The 17882-nt window shown below is 58.2% G+C and carries 24 protein-coding genes; 11 read left to right on the top strand and 13 right to left on the bottom strand.

Annotated elements, in window-relative coordinates; all coding sequences use genetic code 11:
• Positions 1 to 165: 165 nt before the first annotated feature.
• The 6 genes from ABNH18_RS02185 to ccmA all read right to left on the bottom strand — a co-directional run bounded on the left by ABNH18_RS02185 (position 166) and on the right by ccmA (position 4681).
• Entirely contained in the window at positions 166 to 1653 is a 1488-nt protein-coding gene (locus ABNH18_RS02185; protein ID WP_349381240.1) for a RimK family ATP-grasp domain-containing protein, read from the bottom strand.
• Positions 1654 to 1824: 171 nt separating this feature from the next.
• Positions 1825 to 2313 carry a cytochrome c maturation protein CcmE gene (ccmE, locus tag ABNH18_RS02180; protein WP_349381344.1) on the bottom strand — a complete coding sequence of 163 codons (489 nt, stop codon included), beginning with the start codon at positions 2311 to 2313 and terminating at the stop codon, positions 1825 to 1827.
• Entirely contained in the window at positions 2297 to 2551 is a 255-nt protein-coding gene (gene ccmD / locus ABNH18_RS02175; protein WP_349381239.1) for a heme exporter protein CcmD, read from the bottom strand. Before ccmD ends, ccmE begins: the two co-directional genes overlap by 17 nt.
• A 1-nt stretch (position 2552) precedes the next feature.
• The gene (gene ccmC / locus ABNH18_RS02170) at positions 2553 to 3311 is read right to left on the bottom strand and encodes a heme ABC transporter permease CcmC (RefSeq protein ID WP_349381238.1); all 759 of its coding nucleotides are present in this window, start codon (positions 3309 to 3311) and stop codon (positions 2553 to 2555) included.
• A gap of 51 nt (positions 3312 to 3362) precedes the next feature.
• Entirely contained in the window at positions 3363 to 4031 is a 669-nt protein-coding gene (gene ccmB / locus ABNH18_RS02165; RefSeq protein WP_349381237.1) for a heme exporter protein CcmB, read from the bottom strand.
• Entirely contained in the window at positions 4028 to 4681 is a 654-nt protein-coding gene (gene ccmA, locus ABNH18_RS02160) for a cytochrome c biogenesis heme-transporting ATPase CcmA (RefSeq protein WP_349381236.1), read from the bottom strand. The genes ccmB and ccmA overlap by 4 nt, the downstream gene beginning before the upstream one ends.
• Positions 4682 to 4790: 109 nt before the next feature.
• Here ccmA and ABNH18_RS02155 point away from each other — a divergent pair, with 109 nt between their 5' ends.
• From ABNH18_RS02155 to ABNH18_RS02125, 7 genes are all read left to right on the top strand, one after another.
• Positions 4791 to 5363: a lipocalin family protein gene (locus ABNH18_RS02155; protein ID WP_349381235.1), complete on the top strand. Its 573-nt coding sequence runs from the start codon at positions 4791 to 4793 to the stop codon at positions 5361 to 5363.
• On the top strand, positions 5363 to 5821 hold the full coding sequence (locus tag ABNH18_RS02150) for a DUF4279 domain-containing protein (RefSeq protein WP_349381234.1): 459 nt from the start codon (positions 5363 to 5365) through the stop codon (positions 5819 to 5821). The genes ABNH18_RS02155 and ABNH18_RS02150 overlap by 1 nt, the downstream gene beginning before the upstream one ends.
• Positions 5805 to 6272 (top strand): CYTH domain-containing protein, encoded by a 468-nt coding sequence (locus ABNH18_RS02145; protein WP_349381233.1) that lies wholly within the window; start codon positions 5805 to 5807, stop codon positions 6270 to 6272. The genes ABNH18_RS02150 and ABNH18_RS02145 overlap by 17 nt, the downstream gene beginning before the upstream one ends.
• A 63-nt stretch (positions 6273 to 6335) precedes the next feature.
• A complete protein-coding gene (locus ABNH18_RS02140) occupies positions 6336 to 6959 on the top strand; it encodes a hypothetical protein (protein WP_349381232.1) in 624 nt (207 codons plus the stop codon).
• Between the two features lie 2 nt (positions 6960 to 6961).
• Positions 6962 to 7549, top strand: a complete 588-nt coding sequence (locus tag ABNH18_RS02135) for a carboxypeptidase-like regulatory domain-containing protein (RefSeq protein ID WP_349381231.1) — start codon at positions 6962 to 6964, stop codon at positions 7547 to 7549.
• Between the two features lie 116 nt (positions 7550 to 7665).
• A complete protein-coding gene (locus tag ABNH18_RS02130) occupies positions 7666 to 7983 on the top strand; it encodes a DMT family transporter (RefSeq protein ID WP_349381230.1) in 318 nt (105 codons plus the stop codon).
• A 103-nt stretch (positions 7984 to 8086) separates the two neighbouring features.
• Positions 8087 to 8551, top strand: a complete 465-nt coding sequence (locus tag ABNH18_RS02125) for a YehS family protein (RefSeq protein ID WP_349381229.1) — start codon at positions 8087 to 8089, stop codon at positions 8549 to 8551.
• Positions 8552 to 8601: 50 nt separating this feature from the next.
• Here the strand turns inward: ABNH18_RS02125 and ABNH18_RS02120 are convergent, their stop codons facing one another.
• Entirely contained in the window at positions 8602 to 9519 is a 918-nt protein-coding gene (locus ABNH18_RS02120) for a LysR family transcriptional regulator (protein ID WP_349381228.1), read from the bottom strand.
• Between the two features lie 241 nt (positions 9520 to 9760).
• Here ABNH18_RS02120 and ABNH18_RS02115 point away from each other — a divergent pair, with 241 nt between their 5' ends.
• From ABNH18_RS02115 to ABNH18_RS02100, 4 genes are all read left to right on the top strand, one after another.
• The gene (locus tag ABNH18_RS02115; RefSeq protein ID WP_349381227.1) at positions 9761 to 10735 is read left to right on the top strand and encodes a DUF1852 domain-containing protein; all 975 of its coding nucleotides are present in this window, start codon (positions 9761 to 9763) and stop codon (positions 10733 to 10735) included.
• Between the two features lie 22 nt (positions 10736 to 10757).
• Positions 10758 to 11783 carry a methionine synthase gene (locus tag ABNH18_RS02110; RefSeq protein WP_349381226.1) on the top strand — a complete coding sequence of 342 codons (1026 nt, stop codon included), beginning with the start codon at positions 10758 to 10760 and terminating at the stop codon, positions 11781 to 11783.
• Positions 11784 to 11932: 149 nt separating this feature from the next.
• The gene (locus ABNH18_RS02105; RefSeq protein ID WP_349381225.1) at positions 11933 to 12442 is read left to right on the top strand and encodes a flavin reductase family protein; all 510 of its coding nucleotides are present in this window, start codon (positions 11933 to 11935) and stop codon (positions 12440 to 12442) included.
• 71 nt (positions 12443 to 12513) lie between these two features.
• Positions 12514 to 13296 (top strand): sulfite exporter TauE/SafE family protein, encoded by a 783-nt coding sequence (locus ABNH18_RS02100; protein WP_349381224.1) that lies wholly within the window; start codon positions 12514 to 12516, stop codon positions 13294 to 13296.
• Between the two features lie 22 nt (positions 13297 to 13318).
• Here the strand turns inward: ABNH18_RS02100 and ABNH18_RS02095 are convergent, their stop codons facing one another.
• From ABNH18_RS02095 to ABNH18_RS02070, 6 genes are all read right to left on the bottom strand, one after another.
• Positions 13319 to 14479, bottom strand: coding sequence for a CmpA/NrtA family ABC transporter substrate-binding protein (locus tag ABNH18_RS02095; protein ID WP_349381223.1), 1161 nt, complete (start codon positions 14477 to 14479; stop codon positions 13319 to 13321).
• Positions 14476 to 14628 (bottom strand): hypothetical protein, encoded by a 153-nt coding sequence (locus tag ABNH18_RS02090; protein ID WP_349381222.1) that lies wholly within the window; start codon positions 14626 to 14628, stop codon positions 14476 to 14478. Before ABNH18_RS02090 ends, ABNH18_RS02095 begins: the two co-directional genes overlap by 4 nt.
• Positions 14629 to 14680: 52 nt before the next feature.
• Positions 14681 to 15331 (bottom strand): ANTAR domain-containing response regulator, encoded by a 651-nt coding sequence (locus ABNH18_RS02085; RefSeq protein WP_349381221.1) that lies wholly within the window; start codon positions 15329 to 15331, stop codon positions 14681 to 14683.
• A gap of 118 nt (positions 15332 to 15449) precedes the next feature.
• On the bottom strand, positions 15450 to 15857 hold the full coding sequence (locus tag ABNH18_RS02080) for a globin family protein (RefSeq protein ID WP_349381220.1): 408 nt from the start codon (positions 15855 to 15857) through the stop codon (positions 15450 to 15452).
• A 57-nt stretch (positions 15858 to 15914) separates the two neighbouring features.
• Positions 15915 to 16496 (bottom strand): Tll0287-like domain-containing protein, encoded by a 582-nt coding sequence (locus tag ABNH18_RS02075; RefSeq protein WP_349381219.1) that lies wholly within the window; start codon positions 16494 to 16496, stop codon positions 15915 to 15917.
• Between the two features lie 47 nt (positions 16497 to 16543).
• Positions 16544 to 17878, bottom strand: coding sequence for a cytochrome c3 family protein (locus ABNH18_RS02070; RefSeq protein ID WP_349381218.1), 1335 nt, complete (start codon positions 17876 to 17878; stop codon positions 16544 to 16546).
• Positions 17879 to 17882 lie beyond the last annotated feature (4 nt).

The raw sequence follows: 17882 nt of genomic DNA, 5'->3' as shown, positions 1-17882 counted from the left end.
TCAGACAGCAAGGCGGACGCAAAGGCAATCCATGCGGGTAACCGGGGATGTCACGGAGTGTTCAACAGGAAAGCGCCGGACGAGCCTCAAAGGGACGGCGAGTCACGAAAATCGCTAACCAAATGGACTTTTCGCGACTCGTACCTCGCTTCTCGTCACTGACTCTCACACCGGCAGCCCGATGCGCTTGGCTTCCAGACGTCGCAGGAATTCCAGCATCACCTGGCGATACAGATCTTCGCCCAGCCAGGCATCTTCCACCCCGGCATCGATATTGGGGTTGTCGTTCACTTCAATGACGACCACATCGTCGCCGGATTGCTTCAGGTCCACGCCATACAAACCGTTGCCCATCAGCCGGGCGGCTTTCAAGGCAGCTTTCAGCACCTTGGGCGGCACCTCTTGCACTGGCAACGTCCGGCTATTGCCGGATGCCGTTTTACCGCTGCTCTGATGATGGTAAATCTGCCAGTGCCCCTTGCTCATGAAATACTGGCAAGCAAACAACGGGCGGTGGTTCAGCACGCCGATGCGCCAATCGTAATCGGTGTACATGAACGCCTGCGCCAACACCACGGAGGACTGTTTCAGGTAACCACGCAACGCCTCAGCCAGCGCTTCGCGAGTAGCCACCTTGCTGATCCCCCGGGAAAAACTGCCATCCGGAATTTTCAGCACCATGGGCAGTTTCAGTTCCTCAACCAGCTGGTCAATCTGGGCGTCATCGTCGCTGAACACAAACGCAGTCGGCGGCACAGGAACGTTATTCGCGTGCATCAACTCCGCCAAATATATCTTGTTCGTGCAGCGCAGAATCGAACCCGGGTCGTCGATCACCACCATGCCTTCCTGCTCCGCCTTGCGGGCAAACTGGTAGGTGTGGTGATCCAGCGCAGTGGTCTCACGGATAAACAGGCCATCGTATTCGCCAAGACGCGTATAGGCATCGCGACCTACCAGGTCGACCTTGATACCCAATTGCCGGCCAGCACGAACAAACCGCTTCAGGGCCGTCTTGTTGCTCGGCGGCAACGCCTCTTCCTCATTGACCAGCATGGCCAGCTCGTAGCGGTCGCCACGACGCCGACGGGGGTTGCGCCACACCCGGGCATTGAACTGCTCCAGAGCGCGGGCAAACGCATCCTCCTCTGCCCCTTTCAGCTGTTTCAGGGTCAGTGGTTTCAACGCCTCGATAGCCCACTGCTCACGGCGGCGGAAATCCACCTTCAGCAACGGACATGGCAGCTGGTCGAAAATCTGTCGGCCCAGGTCGGCCAGGCCTTCCTGTTCGGTGTGGCCGAAAAACAGCAGCAGACTGAAATGATCGCCACTGCCGCCCTTGCGTTTCATGGCCTTGTCCAGAGCCGCTTCGAACTGACCAAAATGCAGGCCATAAAGCGCCTTGCGGCTCAGGTCATTCACCGTGCGCACGGAAGGCAGCACGCGCTGCCCCCGAGCCTCCGCCAGCAGCGAGCAATAATAGCCAGGGCTCAGGTATTTATAGCTGCGGCACAGGTTGATCACCTGCACTTTTTTGTCGGTACAGACAGGCTGCTGCGCTTGCAGGTAATCCTTGGCAGAAAGGAGATGACGGGCGGGATAGTAGGCGGCCCAGTCGGCGGGATCGTCTACCAGAATGATGACCTGACTCATGAAAAGCCCTGAACAAAGTCGGCGCCCGAAGCGGGGCCGGATAAGCGCAAATGTAGGGCCGGAGCTGGGTTGTCAGCAAGAAAAAATCAAGGGGATTAATACAAGAATGACGAACGGCCGTGACGACCGTTCGTTGCCGGATTTCACTGTGTGAAACCCGGCTTGGTTTCGCTAATACCCGGCAGGTGCGTAGCCTTTATCATTGCCCTTGGCGTCAGCCTTGCTGGCACCGGGGTGGCCGGCTTTTTCCAGCGCATCCTGCACTTCTGGTGGCATGTAGGTTTCGTCGTGTTTGGCCAGCACTTCCTCGGCTTCAAACCGGCTCCGGCTCACCAGGGTGCCATTGGCCACAATGCCCTGCCCTTCGCGGAACAGGTCCGGCAGGATGCCCTGATAATGCACCGTGAAGCGCCCCTTGCCATCGGTGAGCCCGAACGTAACGTCCAGGGTATCCGGGTTGCGAATTACCGTGCCAGGCTCCACCAGACCACCCACGCGCATCTGCGCATCCAATGGCGCTTCTCCGGCAGCAATTTGCTGGGGGGTATAGAACAGGTTGATGTTCTGACGCAGCGCATAAAACATCAGGCCGCAGGCGATACCCAGCCCGACCAGAACGGCAAGTACCACCAAAAGACGCTGCTTACGTACCGGATTCATCATCTACCTCAGGTTTCTGCTCTGTGTGTTGCTGGCGACGCTGCTTTTCTTGAGCCTGCTCTTTGGCAAGAGCCTCAAGACGCAATTGCCGCGCCAACGTTTGGCGCACCTGTCCCTGCCCGCGCATCGCCAGCACCATGCTGGCACCAATCAGGAGCGCGCTGATTCCGTAGGCGCTCCAGACATAAAAACCGTGTTTTCCCATGGCCAGAAAATCGGCAAGGCTATCAAAATACACGTTAATGCCCTCCCTCTTTCACCAACTTTCGTACCCACTTGCTGCGCCGCTCACGCCACACCACTTCGGTGCGCGCACGCATCAATACATTGACCGCATACAACAACCAGGTCCCCAGCATGCTGATCAATAGCGGGTATTTCATGGCCGGGTTGATGGTGGATTCGCCCACCAGTTTCAGGGTGGAGCCTTGGTGCAGGGTCTGCACCCATTCCACCGAATATTTCACGATGATCACATTGATCACCCCCACCATAGCCAAAAGCCCCGCGGCACGGGCCGCCTGACGCGGGTCGCGGATCACGTTCTGCAGGGCAATCACGCCCACATACATGAACAGCAGAATCAGCATGGAGGTCATGCGGGCATCCCACTGCCAGTAGGTGCCCCAGGTGGGCTTACCCCACAGCGCCCCAGTGGCCAGGGAAATGGCCGCCAACGCCGCGCCGAAAGGGGCGATGGCTTTCATCATCACTTCCGCCATCTTCATGCGCCAGACCACCGCCACCAAGCCTGCCACGCCCATGGCCATGTAGCCCATCAGCGCACCACTGGACGCAGGCACATGAATAAAGATGATCCGGTAACTGTTGCCCTGCTGGTAGTCACTGGGAGCAAATGCCAGCCCCCAGACAATACCCACGGTAAACACCAGCAACGCAATAGGCGTCAGCCACGGCAATAGCGCAGAACTGAACCTATAGAAATAGCGCGGCGAACCGAGCATGTGGTACCAGCGCTTTATCGTTTGCCAAACCATTGCGTCACCTACCATCAATACAAGCCGCGTTCCCACCGGGGAAAGCGGCGCTTAATTCCCTGAACTGATCTTCAAACCGGCGGCCACCGCCAGCGGGCCCAGACTCACCGTTAGTGCCAGCAAGGCCCCGAGGATCGCCAAAATGCCATTCACCGCGCCACCATCCACCGCTGCACTGACCGCCCCGGCACCAAAAATCAGCACCGGAATGTACAGGGGCAACACCAACACCGCCAACAGAATACCGCCGCGATTCAACCCCACCGTCAGTGCCGCACCGATGGCGCCGATAATGGTCAGCGCTGGAGTCCCCAGCAACAAGCTCAGCATCACCGTACCCAGCACGCCATTAGGCAGCTGCAACATGTGCGCCAACACCGGAGAAATTAGCACCAAGGGCAGGCCTGTCAGCAACCAGTGCGCCAGCAGCTTGGCACTCACCGGCACCACCGCCATCACCGGCGCGGTAAGTAACAATTCCAGCACCCCGCTTTCCTGATCACGGCGGAACAACCCATCCAACGACAGCATTACCGCCAGCAACGCCGCCACCCAAAGTACGCCGGGAGCCACCAGCACCAGCAGTTCCGGTTTCGGCGAAATTGCCAGCGGGAACAGGCTGATCACCATGACGAAGAAAAACAGCGGGTTAATAATTTCTGCCGGGCTGCGCCACAGCACCAATAATTCCCGGAACAGGGCCGCACGAAACACGCTCATGCCAACACCCCCTCCTGAACATAGGCCTGCCCTTGGTCCAAATGCAGCCGCCGCACGCCATCGCCAACTTGATGGTGGGAGGTATAAATCACCAAGGCGCCAGCCTCAGCCGCCTGCTGGATCTGTTGATCCAGTGCCGCCACACCGTCCTGGTCAATGGCGGTATAGGGCTCATCGAGCACCCACACCGCCTTGTGCTCCAGCCACAGGCGGGCCAGCGCAATGCGACGCTTTTGCCCGGCGGACAGGTGCGCCGCCGGCACGTCTTCAAAACCGCGCAACCCCACCGCTGCCAGCGCCACCATGGGATCACCGCCTTGCTGGCTTAGCGCACCGGCGTACCGCAGGTTTTCCAGCGGGCTCAGCTCTTCACGCACCCCTGGCTGGTGGCCCAGGTATAGTAATTCCTGTTGCCATTGAGGCTGCCACCATTGGCGTACGCCGTCGTAGAAGCCATGCAGCCCCACCAGAATGCGTAACAACGTGGTTTTGCCGGCCCCGTTAGCACCGGTAATCTGCCAGATTTCACCGGCCGACGCGGTCAAGCTCAGGCCACTGAACAGCAGCCGATCATCGCGTTCACAGCTAAGCTGTTCGAGCACGAGTCGGGTAGCAGGCTTGGCGTCAGAATGGGTGGATGGCTGGCTCAAATCGGGCTCCCTGAAACAGCGCCAGAGTATAGCACGACAGTTCAAAACGGGCTTGATCACCGGCAAGAAGCCGATAGCCTGTAAAGGTAGCCGCATAGAGGAGAGATTTATGTTCATAAGCAGCATTGCACGCGCCACCCGACTGCTGGCCATCGCACTGATCGGTGGGCTACTTTCGGCCTGTGGCGGCGACAAACCCCTGGCCACCGTGGACCAGGTGGACCTGCAGCGCTACACCGGCACTTGGCATGAAATCGCCCGTCTACCCCAGTGGTTTCAGCGCGGCTGCTACGATTCCACCGCCACCTACACCCTGAATGACGACGGCACCATGAAGGTGGTAAACCGCTGCCAGCGCGAAGACGACGAGCCCAGTGAAGCCCAGGGCACCGCTCGGGTCGTCCCCGACTCCAGCAACGCCAAGCTGAAAGTGCGCTTTGATAACTGGGTTTCAAAACTGATCCCTACTATCACCGAGGGCAATTACTGGATTCTGGCTCTCGATAAGGACTACCAGACCGTGGTGATCGGCGAGCCCAGCCGTGAATATCTGTGGATACTGGCGCGCCAGCCGGAACTCAACGATGACCAGTACCAGGCACTGGTGCAGGTGGCCGACGACAAGGGGTTCCCCGTAGATCAGTTGCTGCGCAACCGCAACCTGCGCCCGGAGCCTCAATAATGGAGCACCACGTCTATTTTGCCGTGTTCGGCTTCGACCACGATCCTCGCCAGCTGGATCTGCTACTGGGCCAAAGCGCTGACGATTACTGGCACGAAGGCGACAGCTACAGCGATGCTGTCCCCGAGGCCCTGCGCCAGGAAAACCGCTGGATTCTCTCCAGCCAGCTGGACCACACCGCCAGCCACCGGGACCATTTTGAAAAGCTGCTCTACAAACTGCAGCGTCTGGCGCCACAGCTGACGGCCCTGGATAACCCTGACCCCGATAACCCGGCTCCAGATAACACCGTGTGGGAAAAGCATTACCGTTACGGCATCGGTGTGTCACAGTACTTCTTTATGGACGACCCCACGTTTTATCTGCCTGCCGAGATTATCGACGGCTACCAGGCACTGGGTTTTGATATCAGCTTTGATCAACTGGGAATTGACGGCAGCCATGGCAACGGAAATTGAACGCAAGTTTCAGGTCAACGACCTGACCATTACCGATACTCTGGCCGGGGAACGGCTTACCCAGGGCTATCTGAGCCATGACAAGAACGCCACCGTGCGTATTCGCACCACCGGCGACACCGCCTGGCTGACCATCAAAGGTAAAACCGTGGGCGCTACCCGCAGCGAATTCGAATACGCCATCCCGTTAGCAGACGCCCAGCAGATGCTCACGGAGCTGTGCGGTGCCGGCGTCATCGACAAGACCCGTTACCGCCTGCCGCAAGGAGAGCTGTGCTGGGAAATCGACGTGTTTCACGGTGACAACGATGGTCTGGTGGTGGCGGAAATCGAACTACCCAGCGAAGCAACGCCCTTTGACAAACCGGCCTGGCTGGGGGAAGAAGTCACCGGGGACGCCCGCTATTACAACAGTGCATTAAGCACCACACCCTATAAAAACTGGCGATAAACACTCTTTCCAGAAAAAGCACAGACGCACACACGACAGCACAAAAGCTCGGGGGAGCAGCGAATGGAATCCAACCTGTATCAGGCGCCGGCCAGTGAAATCATTACACCCGAATCAGAAAATTCCGGGCTGGCGCTTTACGTTATCGCTCCCTGGAAATTCACTCTGCTTTTTTGGGCCACCCTGGGCATCTATGACGTCTACTGGAATTTCAAGAACTGGCAGAGCCAGAAAGACATCCGGCAGAAAGAAATACAACCGGTTGGACGTGCCTTGTTCAGCATTTTTTTCTTCGCCTCATTGCTGAAAACCATCAACAGCGAAAACGAAGGCAAGGCCAAACCGTTGCCCGTCGCCCTGATGGCCACCCTCTATATACTCTCCTACCTGATCAGCACCGTATCCGACCGGGCGGCTGCCAACATGGACACCTTTGGTGTTCTCGATCTGGTTTCACTCGCCCTCTTACCCATTAGCTGGGCAGTGATGCTCAAGGCGCAAAAAGCCATCAACCTGTCCCAGGGAGATGAACACGGCCTTCTGAATAACCGGCTGACGCTGGCCAACGGTATCTGGATCCTGCTGGGCGCGGCCCTGTGGGGGCTTATCCTGCTGGGTCTTGCCAGCGGCTATTTTCCCGAGCAAACAGATACCTTCCTCGACACACTGATAAAGGCCGTACCGTAACCATGTCATCACTCAAAAGGTCGTTCGCAACAGCCCTGACAGGGGCCAGCCTGTCCCTACTACTGATCGGCTGCATCCCCACCGTCCAGCGCCTGTGGGATGCCCAACCCGTCAGTGGCACCATCATCGATGGCGATACCGGCGCGCCCGTCAACGGCGCCACTATCAGCCTGATCACCGCCCCCGAAGAAGCACAGGCGAACGCCCGCACCGCCACCAGCAACGCACAAGGCGAATTCACGCTGCCCGGCGCCTCCCACATCGGTTTCCACATGGCCATGCCGGCCAGCTACATGGCTTCGGAAAAATGGGTAATCAGCCACCCGAACTATCCGGATGCCGTGGCCGAAACCGTCACCATCGCGCCCCCTACCGGCGAGCAACCCCGGGAAATCACCGCACCGCTATTCGCCAACCTCAACACCACACCGGTGGAAGACTGCCCCTACTTCCACTACCAGCAACGCCTCGCTCAATGGGCACAGCAACATTTCAGCGAAGAAGCCCAGCGCCCCTTTCAGGACGCCCTGCTCACGCTCTGCCACGACCCCGAGCGCATAGAGGAAATTCTCGCCCCACAGGAACCCTGATTCCGCCAATGGGTCTGAGCTATACTGAACACTAACGAATGCCGGGGACGACCCCGGCATTCGCCGCCATCGCATCAATCACATAACGGGGACGCCCCCATGACAGGAGACACGTCATGGCATGGGCCCTGGTTATACTCGCAGGCATTATCGAAACCGGCTGGGCACTGGGTTTGAAGTCCAGTCACGGCTTCACCCGCCCGCTCCCTTCGCTACTAACCCTCATCGGCATGATCGCCAGCTTCTGGCTATTGGCCAAAGCCATGCAGACCTTGCCCGTGGGCACCGCCTACGCGGTATGGACCGGCATCGGCACTATCGGCACCGTGCTGCTGGGCATTGTGCTGTTTCAGGATGCGGTGAACGTGCCGCGATTACTGTGCCTGGGGCTGATTCTGGCCGGCATTGTGGGGCTGAAAATCTTCACCCCCTGAGGCCTCAACGGACAGGCAGGCGTGTTCCCGCTTCTGGTTCCCTGTACTATTGCCACTGAACCATGGCGGCCACGCCTCCCGTTTCTCTCACCACAGGTCCCGCATGCTCAATAACGACGTCCTCCGCCGCACCCGATATATCTTCGATTTCGACGACACTCGCATGATCGGCATCTTCGCCGAAGCCGGCGAAACCGTCACCCGGGAACAAATCAGTGACTGGCTGAAAAAGGACGACGACCCGGCCTTCCAGAAATGCACCGATCGCACCTTGGCCATTTTTCTCAACGGCCTGATCAATGCACTGCGCGGCAAGAAACCCGGGCAGCAACCGGAACCGGAAAGCCGCCTCACCAACAACATGATTTTCATGAAACTGAAAATCGCCTTAAATCTGCAGGCCGAAGGCGTACTGGAAGTGCTCGAACTGGCCAACTTCCACATAAGCAAGCACGAGCTCAGCGCCTTCTTCCGCAAACCCGGCCACAAGCACTACCGGGAATGCAAAGACCAGATTCTGCGTAATTTTCTTAAAGGATTGCAGATTCAGTACCGGGACGGGGAATGAGTGGCCGTTTAATGCCGAAAGCCTGACGCCTGACGCACAGGCCTCCGCCCCTAACGCACCGCTTTGATACCGCTCAATGTCTTGAAACACAGCTCTCTGGCGGTGCCGAGAAACTCCTGCACATAGGGCGTTTGTTCATCCTCCGCACGCACCGCTGCATAGAGCGTGCGCCACACCCCCTTCTCCCCCAGGCGCACGGTTTTCAGCAAGTCGTGTTCGGTGTATTCGGTGAGCGCCCAGTTCGGTAGCGCTGCCACACCCCGCCCTGCCGCCACCAACTGTGCGGTCATGGGGGTCAGCTCGGCAGTGCGGATGGTCGCAGGCTCGGCACCCGCCGGGTCCAGAAAAACGCTGAACACATCCAGGCGCTCGCGCTCTACCGGGTAGGTAATCAGGGTCTGGTCAGCGAAGTCTTCCGGGAGAATCCACTTTTGCGCCGCCAGAAGCGATTGCCGCGACACCGCCAGCACCAGCTCGTAGCGAAATAGAGGCACATAGAGCACCGCCTCGTTTTCCACCGGGTCGGAACTGATCACCATATCCAGATCCCCGCGCACCAAAGCCGGCAACGGCGCAAAACTGAAGGCGGCGGACAGGTCCAGCTCCACTTCCGGCCAGTGCTCGCGAAACGCATCCAGGGCCGGCATCAGCCACTGAAAACAGGAGTGGCACTCGATGGCAATGTGCAGCCGTCCGGTCTCCCCGGCGGCCAGGCGCTTCAGCTCTCGCTCTGCCTGCTGCACCCTGGGCAGCACGTCCTGCCCCAGCGCCAGCAACCGCACCCCGGCCGTGGTGAAGCGCACCGGACGAGAGCGCCGCACCACCAGTTCTACCCCCAGCCGATGTTCAAGATCTTTCAACTGATGGGACAGAGCCGACTGGGTAACGTGCAACCGTTCCGCCGCTTCCACCAGTGACCCAGCCTCATCAATTGCCCGCAGTGTAGCGAGATGTCGTAATTCCAGCATTTGATCCTCCAACGTTTCCCATTGTGGGAGCAGTGGTTCCACCGCGATCTGGCATTTTCCTGCGGGCCTGGCGGGTGTTGAGGATACCACCAAAGTGAGCACAGCTCATATAACAATGAAATAATACCAATTTTACTCATGATAAGCATTGAGCATAATGGCCGCATATCACGCTTCGTCGCGTTAGTTACCCAGCGCGACGCAAGCCATGACTCATTATTGACGCGGACGCCCTGGCACCATGAGCAATGAATTTAGCTTCAGCATCAAGCGCATTTGTTTCGATGAGGATTACCGTCCCTCCGACAGCACGCGGATTACCACCAACTTTGCCAACCTGGCGCGGGGTGAGCGACGCAAAGAAAATTTGCGCGACACCCTGACGATGATCAACAACCGATTTAATGCGCTGGCCCACTGGGACAACCCCAATGGCGATCGCTACGCCGTGCAGCACGACATCGTGTCCGTGAATATCGATATTGAAGGCAATGGCGAGACGTTCCCAACCATTGAAATATTGAAAACCACCATCTTTGACCGGCATACCAACAAGCACATAGAAGGCATTGTCGGGAACAATTTCTCCTCTTATCTGCGGGACTATGATTTCAGTATCGCCCTGCTGAACCATAATAAGGATCAGCCTCAATTCAGCATTCCCGATAACTTCGGCGATCTGCACGGCAAGCTATTCAAGCATTTCATTAACTCAAGCGCTTACCAGGAAAGCTTCAGCAAGTTACCCGTGATCTGTATCAGTGTATCGGACAGCAAGGTGTACACCCGCACGGAGAACCACCACCCGGTGCTGGGGTTTGAATACCTGCCCAATGAATCATCGTTAACCGAAAGTTACTTCAAGAAGATGGGCCTAAAGGTGCGCTATTTCATGCCGCCCCACAGCGTGGCACCGCTGGCCTTTTTCTTCTTTGGCGACCTGGTGAACGATTACACCAACCTGGAGCTAATCAGCACCATCAGTACCATGGAAACGTTCCAGAGAATTTATCGGCCTGAGATTTACAACGCTAATTCCGAGGCGGGCAACCGCTACCAGCCCAGCCTGAAGCACTCGGATTACTCACTTACCCGCATTCAATACGACCGGGGAGAACGTAGTCAGCTGGCCGTCAAACAAGGCAAATTCGCTGAACAGCATCTGATTGAGCCTTACCGAACAGTGCTGAATCAATGGTCTACGAATTACGGTTAACTCATATACGGCAGTACAAATAATGAAAAAATTGTTACCCACATCCACGGCAGGCAGCCTGCCCAAGCCCTCCTGGCTGGCCGAGCCCGAAACGCTCTGGTCCCCCTGGAAATTACAGGGCGAGGAGCTCACCGATGGCAAGCAGGATGCACTGCGGCTGAGCTTGCACGAACAACAGCTGGCCGGTATCGACATCGTCAGCGATGGCGAACAAACCCGCCAACACTTTGTTACCACCTTTATCGAGCACCTCAACGGGGTGGATTTCAAAAAGAAGGAGACGGTGAAAATTCGTGATCGCTACGATGCCAGCGTGCCCACGGTGGTAGGGGCGGTTAGCCGTCAGAAGCCGGTGTTTGTAGATGACGCGCGTTTTCTGCGTGAGCAAACCCGGCAGCCGATCAAATGGGCCCTACCCGGCCCCATGACCATGATCGATACCCTTTACGACGCCCATTACAAAAGCCGGGAAAAGCTGGCTTGGGAATTTGCCAGGATCCTCAACCAGGAAGCCAGAGAGCTGGAAGCGGCGGGCGTTGACATCATCCAGTTCGATGAGCCGGCCTTCAATGTCTTCTTTGATGAGGTGAACGACTGGGGCGTAGCCACGCTGGAAAAAGCCATTGAAGGGCTCAAGTGTGAGACCGCTGTGCATATCTGTTACGGCTACGGCATCAAAGCCAATACCGACTGGAAAAAGACGCTGGGCGCTGAGTGGCGGCAATATGAAGAAGCCTTCCCCAAGCTGCAGGCCTCGGCCATCGACATAGTCTCTCTGGAATGCCACAACTCCCATGTACCCATGGATCTGATCGAGCTGATTCGCGGCAAAAAGGTGATGGTGGGGGCCATTGATGTGGCGAGCCACACCATTGAAAGCCCCGAGGAAGTGGCCAACACGTTGCGCAAGGCACTGCAGTTCGTCGATGCCGACAAACTCTACCCATGCACCAACTGCGGCATGGCACCACTGCCCCGCCAGATCGCCAGAGGCAAACTACGTGCGTTGAGCGCGGGAGCCGAGATCGTTCGCAACGAACTTGCGTGAATCCCGGCGGGAGGGTCAGGCGCCGGGCGGCGCCGTCTCTTCCCGGGCTGGAGCGGCTGCCCTGCGCTGGCAAGGGCAAGACTACCCTGGCAACACAATGTGAGTGCCTGCTTCACCCGTTTGCGTTACCCCCTATTGCTGGAATCACTATGTCACTAATAACCAAGGCCATCGATCCTCTGGACTTTCGCAAAGCGCTCGGCCATTTCGCCTCCGGGCTCACTGTGATTACCTCGCACATTGATGACGAGCCCGTCGGCTTTACTTGTCAGTCGTTCTATAGCGTATCGACAACCCCGCCGCTAGTGTCCTTCAGCGTGAAGCGCGACTCTTTCAGCTACCCCAAGATCCGTCGTGCGGGCCGCTTCGCGGTGAACATTCTCTCTGACGAACAGACCGCGGTATCCAACATCTTTGCCCAACAGGGCGCGGACAAGTGGAAAGAGACCGACTGGACCACGTCTCCTCTGGGCAACCCTGTGTTTGGTCGCAGCCTGCACTGGCTAGACTGTGACATTCACGCCGAACACGAGGCAGGCGATCACCTGATCGTGATTGGGGAAGTGCGAGCGCTGAGCCTGCAGCAAGCAACCGCCACACAACCCCTGCTGTACTTCAAAGGACGATACTGCAACTTGGATGCCTCTATCAGCACCTGAGAGCCCTTCATCGCCGATTCATTCTTTCTTTCATCACATCGCCAACGGATGTGGCTTTCCAGGGATTTAGTATGGAATTTTTGCTTTATGTGGTTCTGGGTGCAGTGGCCGGGGTATTGGCCGGTCTGTTTGGCGTCGGCGGCGGCATCATCATCGTGCCGGTACTGGTCTTGAGCTTTACCGCCCAAGGCATCGACCCGCAAATATTGACCCACCTGGCTGTGGGTACGTCACTGGCCACCATCGTCTTCACGTCTATCAACTCGGTGATCGAGCATCACCGCAAAGGGGCGGTGCAATGGCCTATTTTTGCCTGGATGACCGTAGGCATACTGCTCGGTGCCGGGCTCGGCTCGTTGACAGCCTCCATGATCCAGGGGCCGCTGCTGCAAAAAATCATTGGCGTTTTTGCGATCGTTATTGCCATTCAAATGGCGCTCGACCTGAAGCCCAAGGCCAGCGGTGCTGTGCCTGGCAAGCTAGGGTTAACGGCCGCTGGCGGGGTAATCGGCTGGGCCTCAGCGATATTTGGCATCGGCGGCGGCACCCTGAATGTCCCTTTCCTCACTTGGCGCAGCCTGCCCATGCAACAGGCAGTGGCAACCTCGTCGGCTTGCGGGCTGCCCATCGCCGCTGCCAGCGCTTTGAGTTTCATGCTGATTGGCTGGAATCAGCCACAATTACCCGAATGGAGCCTGGGTTACGTGTATCTTCCTGCCATGGTGGGAATCGCGTTCACCAGTATGTTCTTTGCCCGTTTTGGCGCACGCATGGCACACAAGCTGTCGCCACGACTGCTAAAGCGTCTGTTCGCTCTGTTACTGCTGTGCGTGGGGGTAAGTTTTCTTGTTTGAGGCACGCTCCGGTCGACACAGGCTATGCTCCCGCTTCAATGACTTTCAACAACCGGTCCGGCCCTAGCTCCAGGGGCTTGGGTTCGCCGGGCAATTGCCAATGGCCGGCATGGCGTTCAGCCGGTTTACTGTCCATTAACGGCAAGCTGGTGAGGTCGGCCACCGCATCGCGGAACAGGTCCGTGCGATAGCACTGCGCGGCAAAGGTTTTGGTTTCTTCCAGCGAACACTGTCGCCAGCGCTGCATTTCCTGCAGCAGAAAGGCGGCGTCGGAACGCCAGGGAAAGTTGGCGTGAAAACCAGCAAACACATGGAAGTGATGGGCCGGAAACGGCTGCCCGGTCAGCCCGCCCGGCAAGCGCTGACTGAACGGCGCGCGAATGATCTCTTCCGGCACATCCAGCCACGCGGGATGGGCCAGTAGCGACAAACTCTCCACCCGATTTTCATCCGCATAGCAGGCTGCCTTATACAGCGCGCGCAGCAACGCGCGGTGAGTATCCGGGTTGCGTGCCACCCAGTCACGGGACACCGCCAGCACCTTCTCCGGGGCATTCTCCCAAATCTGATAGCCGGACAAAATACAGTGCCCGGCACCGGTCAACGCCGCCAAACTATTCCAGGGCTCGCCCACACAAAAGCCATCAATGTGGCCCATGCGCAGGTGATCCACCATTTGCGAAGGCGGCAGCACCACCAGTTTCACATCGCGGTCCGGGTCCAGCCCGGCCACACTCAACCAGTGGCGCAGTTGATAGGCATGGCAGGAAAACGGAAACACTACTGCGAGTACCAGCGGATTTTCCCCACTGGTGGCACGGGCGGCCACTAGCTTGTTCATGGCAGCGGCGATGTCGTTGGGCGTGGGCCCTTCCGAGAGCGCGCACAAACCCTGAAAAAGCATCGGCGAAACCGTCACGCCATTACCGTTCAGGCCCATGGAAAACGCGGTGGCGAGGGGCTTCTTGATGCAGCCCAGCCCCAGCGACGTGGACAACAGCATCGGCGCCAACATCGGCGCCGCGTCCACTTGCCCCACCAGCAACCGGTCGCGCAGGCTGGCCCAACTCCACTCTGGCTGCAGCTCCACATCCAGCCCTTCGGCGGCGAAGAACCCTGCTTCCAGGGCCACCGCCAACGGCAAGCTGTCTGTCAGCGGCATATAGCCGATACGCACTTTCATAAGGCTTGCTCCGTGGACACGAGACGACGAATGCTGGACGGCTGACGGCGAACACACCGGACGCCGTCTACGGTAGGTGCCCGGCTCACCGTCTTCTCCGGTGTCTCGATCAGGCTGCGCGCTTTCATCAATGGCATCACTCGTCGCATTTTGTCTCCAATTTTTTGCGTCAGGCTGCCGGCGTCCAGCATCTGGCGTTCTTCACCCTTGCGCCTTGAGCATTTCGGCATAATCCAGCACCGACTGGGCCACCTGGATCAGCGGCTGCCCGCTGTTCATGGCCTGGCGGCGCAGGGTGCTGTAGGCATCTTGTTCATTGAGCCGACGGCGCTGCATTAACAGCCCTTTGGCCCGCTCAATAACCTTTCGCTCGGCCAGCGCTTCGCGAGTCTGTTCCAGCTCTTCGCGCAGCGCCTGGTATTCCCGGAAACGGGCGGTGGCCACGCGCATCACGCCGCGCACCCTGGCCAGATCGGTTTCCCCGGCCACATAGGCACTGACGCCGGCACGCAGGGCCGCCACAATCAGATCTTCGTCGTCCTGGTTGCAGAACATGACCATGGGCCGCGGGATATCCCGCTGCACCAGTGCCATGCTCTCCAGGGTGTCCCGGTCCGGCGCGTCCATATCCACGATCACCACATCCGGGTTGCTGGAATGCACCTTCTCCGCCAGCCCGGCAGCACTGGTCAGACGACAGAGAATCTCGTGCCCTTCGTCGATCAGGGCACGCTCCAGAATCGCGGCGCGCGGTGGCTGGTCATCCACCAGCATGATTTTCAGGGCCATAGTGTCGGAAGCATCCAGGGATTGAGTGTTACTGGATTGGTTTGCAACGGTTGTGCCAGTCATTGGTCGTTTAACTCGCTGTTTTTGTTTGCCATTCCATTTTCACCACAACAGCCCCCGCAAAGCGCACCATAGCGGTGCACTCTACGGCGCCAAAACGGCGCTGCCGGGCCTACGCAGCTCAATAGTCCGCTGCATCCATCATGGTGCTGGCCAGCAGGGTGTAGGCCGCGGCCCAGGCCGATTCGGTTTCAGCATCAAAGGCATCCCCCAGGCCCTGATCCAGAGTCCAGAGCAAAGCCTGTCCCACCGTGTTGTAATCCTCTGGTTTGACGCCGTAACCCTTATGGCGCTCCCCCAGCTTCTGTACCGCAGGAACAATGCTGTCGAGCCGGTCGAGCCCCTTTACCGCCACCCCGATCATGCTCATCAGCTTCCTGCCCTGCTCTTCCATGTTGCCCTTGAAGAGCGGCTTCAGTGCCGGGTCCTGGCTAAACAAGCGCTGGTAGAACAGCGCGGCAGCCTGATCGGCAATGCCTTCCACTTGCTGCCAGCTATCCTGAACCCGCGAAATCTGTTCCGGTGTCATGCTATTTCTCCCTTTATCGGGTGAGTGCTTGCACGCGTCTGCGTGCAAGCGGTTGACTTACATCGGTACGCGAATCACCACGCCACCCATCACATCGCCCAGCTCGAAATCCGTTTTGGGAGAGTCCTTGTGGTTGTTATGACAAGCCGCGCACGGGGCGGCCACCGCCACATCCGGGTATACCGCCGTGTAGTAGGTCGTGTCGCCAAGAGCCTCGGTGCCGTAAAAGTTTTTGCCCGGGTTATCGACGATGTACTGCAACCCTTCTTTTTCCAGCTCTGTTTTGGGCGCATTTTGTGAATTGATGGGCCACAGTGACTGCAAGGAATAGGAAAAGTCACTGGATACCTCGGCCACCGCTTCCGCCCCGTAACGGAACATCTGCGCCGGCAGCGGTGCACCGTTCTCCAGGTCTTCCCAGTACTCATGGGGCTTGATGCTGTCGGCACCTGCCGGGCCCAATCGCCCGATGATCATCTTGGTGTAATTGGTGCGGTCTGCGTTCATCACTGCGAACAGGGAATCGGTATAGACCTGTGGATCGATACCGACGGCAGGTTTGCTTTCCTGGCCGCCCCCGCAGGCACTTAACAGTAGTGTGGCCACGGCTGTAGCGAACAACGTTCTTGAATATTGCATGGGTGTTACCTCCTCAGGTTCAGGAACCTCTGAATGAAAAGTCAGTATCAGTACGGTCCTCGCTTTCCTTCCCGGGCCTTGTCTCGTTCCACGGCCATATCCACCGATGGCACATGGTGTTCGGGTTTGCCCTGAAAGTTCTTTTCCACCAGATGCGGATCAGCCAGCGCATCAATGGCGAATTCCAGCCCGTGGCATTGCATGCACACCGGGCGAATCATTTTTTCCACCGGGCGCAGGGTCAGGCTCTGGTTGTGTTGCACCAGCACATCATCACCATGGGTTTCCCGGGGCATATGGCAGGTGGCGCAGGTGACGCCACTGCCCGGGGGAAGCTCGCCGCGTTTTTCCGCTTGCCATAATCGATGGTGGCTGGAGCGCAGGTATTCGTTGCTGTGTTCATCGTTGTGGCAGCCCAGGCAGCTATCCACGGCAGCTTTTTGGGTGTCGAAGTCATGGGCACCATGACAACTGATACAGGTGAGCTCCCGGTGGCTGGCTTCCACATGCATGTTCAGCACCGACTGCGATGGCGTCATCGGTGATAACTCCATGGCCAGTCGCATGCCGTGGCGACCCTGGAAGAAACCCTCACTTTCCTGCTCATGACACTGGACGCACTGCAGCGGCGCCGGCTTGTCGACCCATTGATTGGCAGCACCATGACAGGCAGTACAGGTCACTCCGGCTTCCGCATGGGCGTTGCCATCCCAGTGCTCCGGCACGGTTTTGTCTGCGGGTGGCTTCCCGGAACCTTGTATCAGGGCAACCAGATCCGCGTCGCTCATCCGGCTGGCCAGGTTGCGGGGGGTCAGGCGAGGGCGCTCACTGAGCCAGGGTTCATCGGCATGGGCGAGCAGGAAATCTTCATAGAGCGCCAGGTTGTCATGGAAGTTATGGCAGCCGGCGCTGGCACAGGTATCGAATGCCATGCCTTCGTGGCTGGGGCGATCTTCGGCAATGTCCTGATGACAATGCACACACATATCCATGGGCAGCGTCACCCCCATACCCACGTCCAGCTCAGGGCGGTGCTCCACATGGCAGGACACGCAATAACGGGCATCCACATTGGCCAGCCGGTTAGCATTGCGCGGATCCGTAAATTTGGATTTCGGGTGCGAGTCCCGGGCATCGGAAAGTTGTTCGCCGTGACAATTTACGCAAGCGTTTTGCAGCACATCCTGGCTATCGAAACCATCGTCATGGCAAGCACTGCATTGCAGCTCAATCTGGTGATGGCCATGGGTCATGGCGCCGGGAAGAAACACGCTTTTGGAAGCATCGTTATCCAGCAACAACATGCCAAGCCAGACCGCCAGTGCCAGCGACCCCAGCAGCCATAGCCCCCACCACAGTGTCTTGATCCCCGGCTTCCCCACAGGC

The sequence above is a fragment of the Alcanivorax sp. genome, from assembly GCF_040118815.1.
Classification (GTDB): Bacteria; Pseudomonadota; Gammaproteobacteria; order Pseudomonadales; family Alcanivoracaceae; genus Alcanivorax.
This window is presented reverse-complemented; position numbering and strand designations above follow the sequence as displayed.

Coding starts and splice junctions, on each gene's coding strand:
- ABNH18_RS02155 (WP_349381235.1), top strand. CDS start 4,791: ATGTTCATAAGCAGCATTGCACGCGCCACCCGACTGCTGGCCATCGCA.
- ABNH18_RS02115 (WP_349381227.1), top strand. CDS start 9,761: ATGAGCAATGAATTTAGCTTCAGCATCAAGCGCATTTGTTTCGATGAG.
- ccmC (WP_349381238.1), bottom strand. CDS start 3,311: ATGGTTTGGCAAACGATAAAGCGCTGGTACCACATGCTCGGTTCGCCG.
- ABNH18_RS02140 (WP_349381232.1), top strand. CDS start 6,336: ATGGAATCCAACCTGTATCAGGCGCCGGCCAGTGAAATCATTACACCC.
- ABNH18_RS02145 (WP_349381233.1), top strand. CDS start 5,805: ATGGCAACGGAAATTGAACGCAAGTTTCAGGTCAACGACCTGACCATT.
- ABNH18_RS02080 (WP_349381220.1), bottom strand. CDS start 15,857: ATGACACCGGAACAGATTTCGCGGGTTCAGGATAGCTGGCAGCAAGTG.
- ABNH18_RS02100 (WP_349381224.1), top strand. CDS start 12,514: ATGGAATTTTTGCTTTATGTGGTTCTGGGTGCAGTGGCCGGGGTATTG.
- ABNH18_RS02085 (WP_349381221.1), bottom strand. CDS start 15,331: ATGACTGGCACAACCGTTGCAAACCAATCCAGTAACACTCAATCCCTG.
- ABNH18_RS02095 (WP_349381223.1), bottom strand. CDS start 14,479: ATGAAAGTGCGTATCGGCTATATGCCGCTGACAGACAGCTTGCCGTTG.
- ccmB (WP_349381237.1), bottom strand. CDS start 4,031: ATGAGCGTGTTTCGTGCGGCCCTGTTCCGGGAATTATTGGTGCTGTGG.
- ABNH18_RS02105 (WP_349381225.1), top strand. CDS start 11,933: ATGTCACTAATAACCAAGGCCATCGATCCTCTGGACTTTCGCAAAGCG.
- ABNH18_RS02150 (WP_349381234.1), top strand. CDS start 5,363: ATGGAGCACCACGTCTATTTTGCCGTGTTCGGCTTCGACCACGATCCT.
- ABNH18_RS02110 (WP_349381226.1), top strand. CDS start 10,758: ATGAAAAAATTGTTACCCACATCCACGGCAGGCAGCCTGCCCAAGCCC.
- ABNH18_RS02125 (WP_349381229.1), top strand. CDS start 8,087: ATGCTCAATAACGACGTCCTCCGCCGCACCCGATATATCTTCGATTTC.
- ABNH18_RS02135 (WP_349381231.1), top strand. CDS start 6,962: ATGTCATCACTCAAAAGGTCGTTCGCAACAGCCCTGACAGGGGCCAGC.
- ABNH18_RS02090 (WP_349381222.1), bottom strand. CDS start 14,628: ATGCGACGAGTGATGCCATTGATGAAAGCGCGCAGCCTGATCGAGACA.
- ABNH18_RS02130 (WP_349381230.1), top strand. CDS start 7,666: ATGGCATGGGCCCTGGTTATACTCGCAGGCATTATCGAAACCGGCTGG.
- ABNH18_RS02075 (WP_349381219.1), bottom strand. CDS start 16,496: ATGCAATATTCAAGAACGTTGTTCGCTACAGCCGTGGCCACACTACTG.
- ABNH18_RS02120 (WP_349381228.1), bottom strand. CDS start 9,519: ATGCTGGAATTACGACATCTCGCTACACTGCGGGCAATTGATGAGGCT.
- ABNH18_RS02185 (WP_349381240.1), bottom strand. CDS start 1,653: ATGAGTCAGGTCATCATTCTGGTAGACGATCCCGCCGACTGGGCCGCC.
- ccmE (WP_349381344.1), bottom strand. CDS start 2,313: ATGAATCCGGTACGTAAGCAGCGTCTTTTGGTGGTACTTGCCGTTCTG.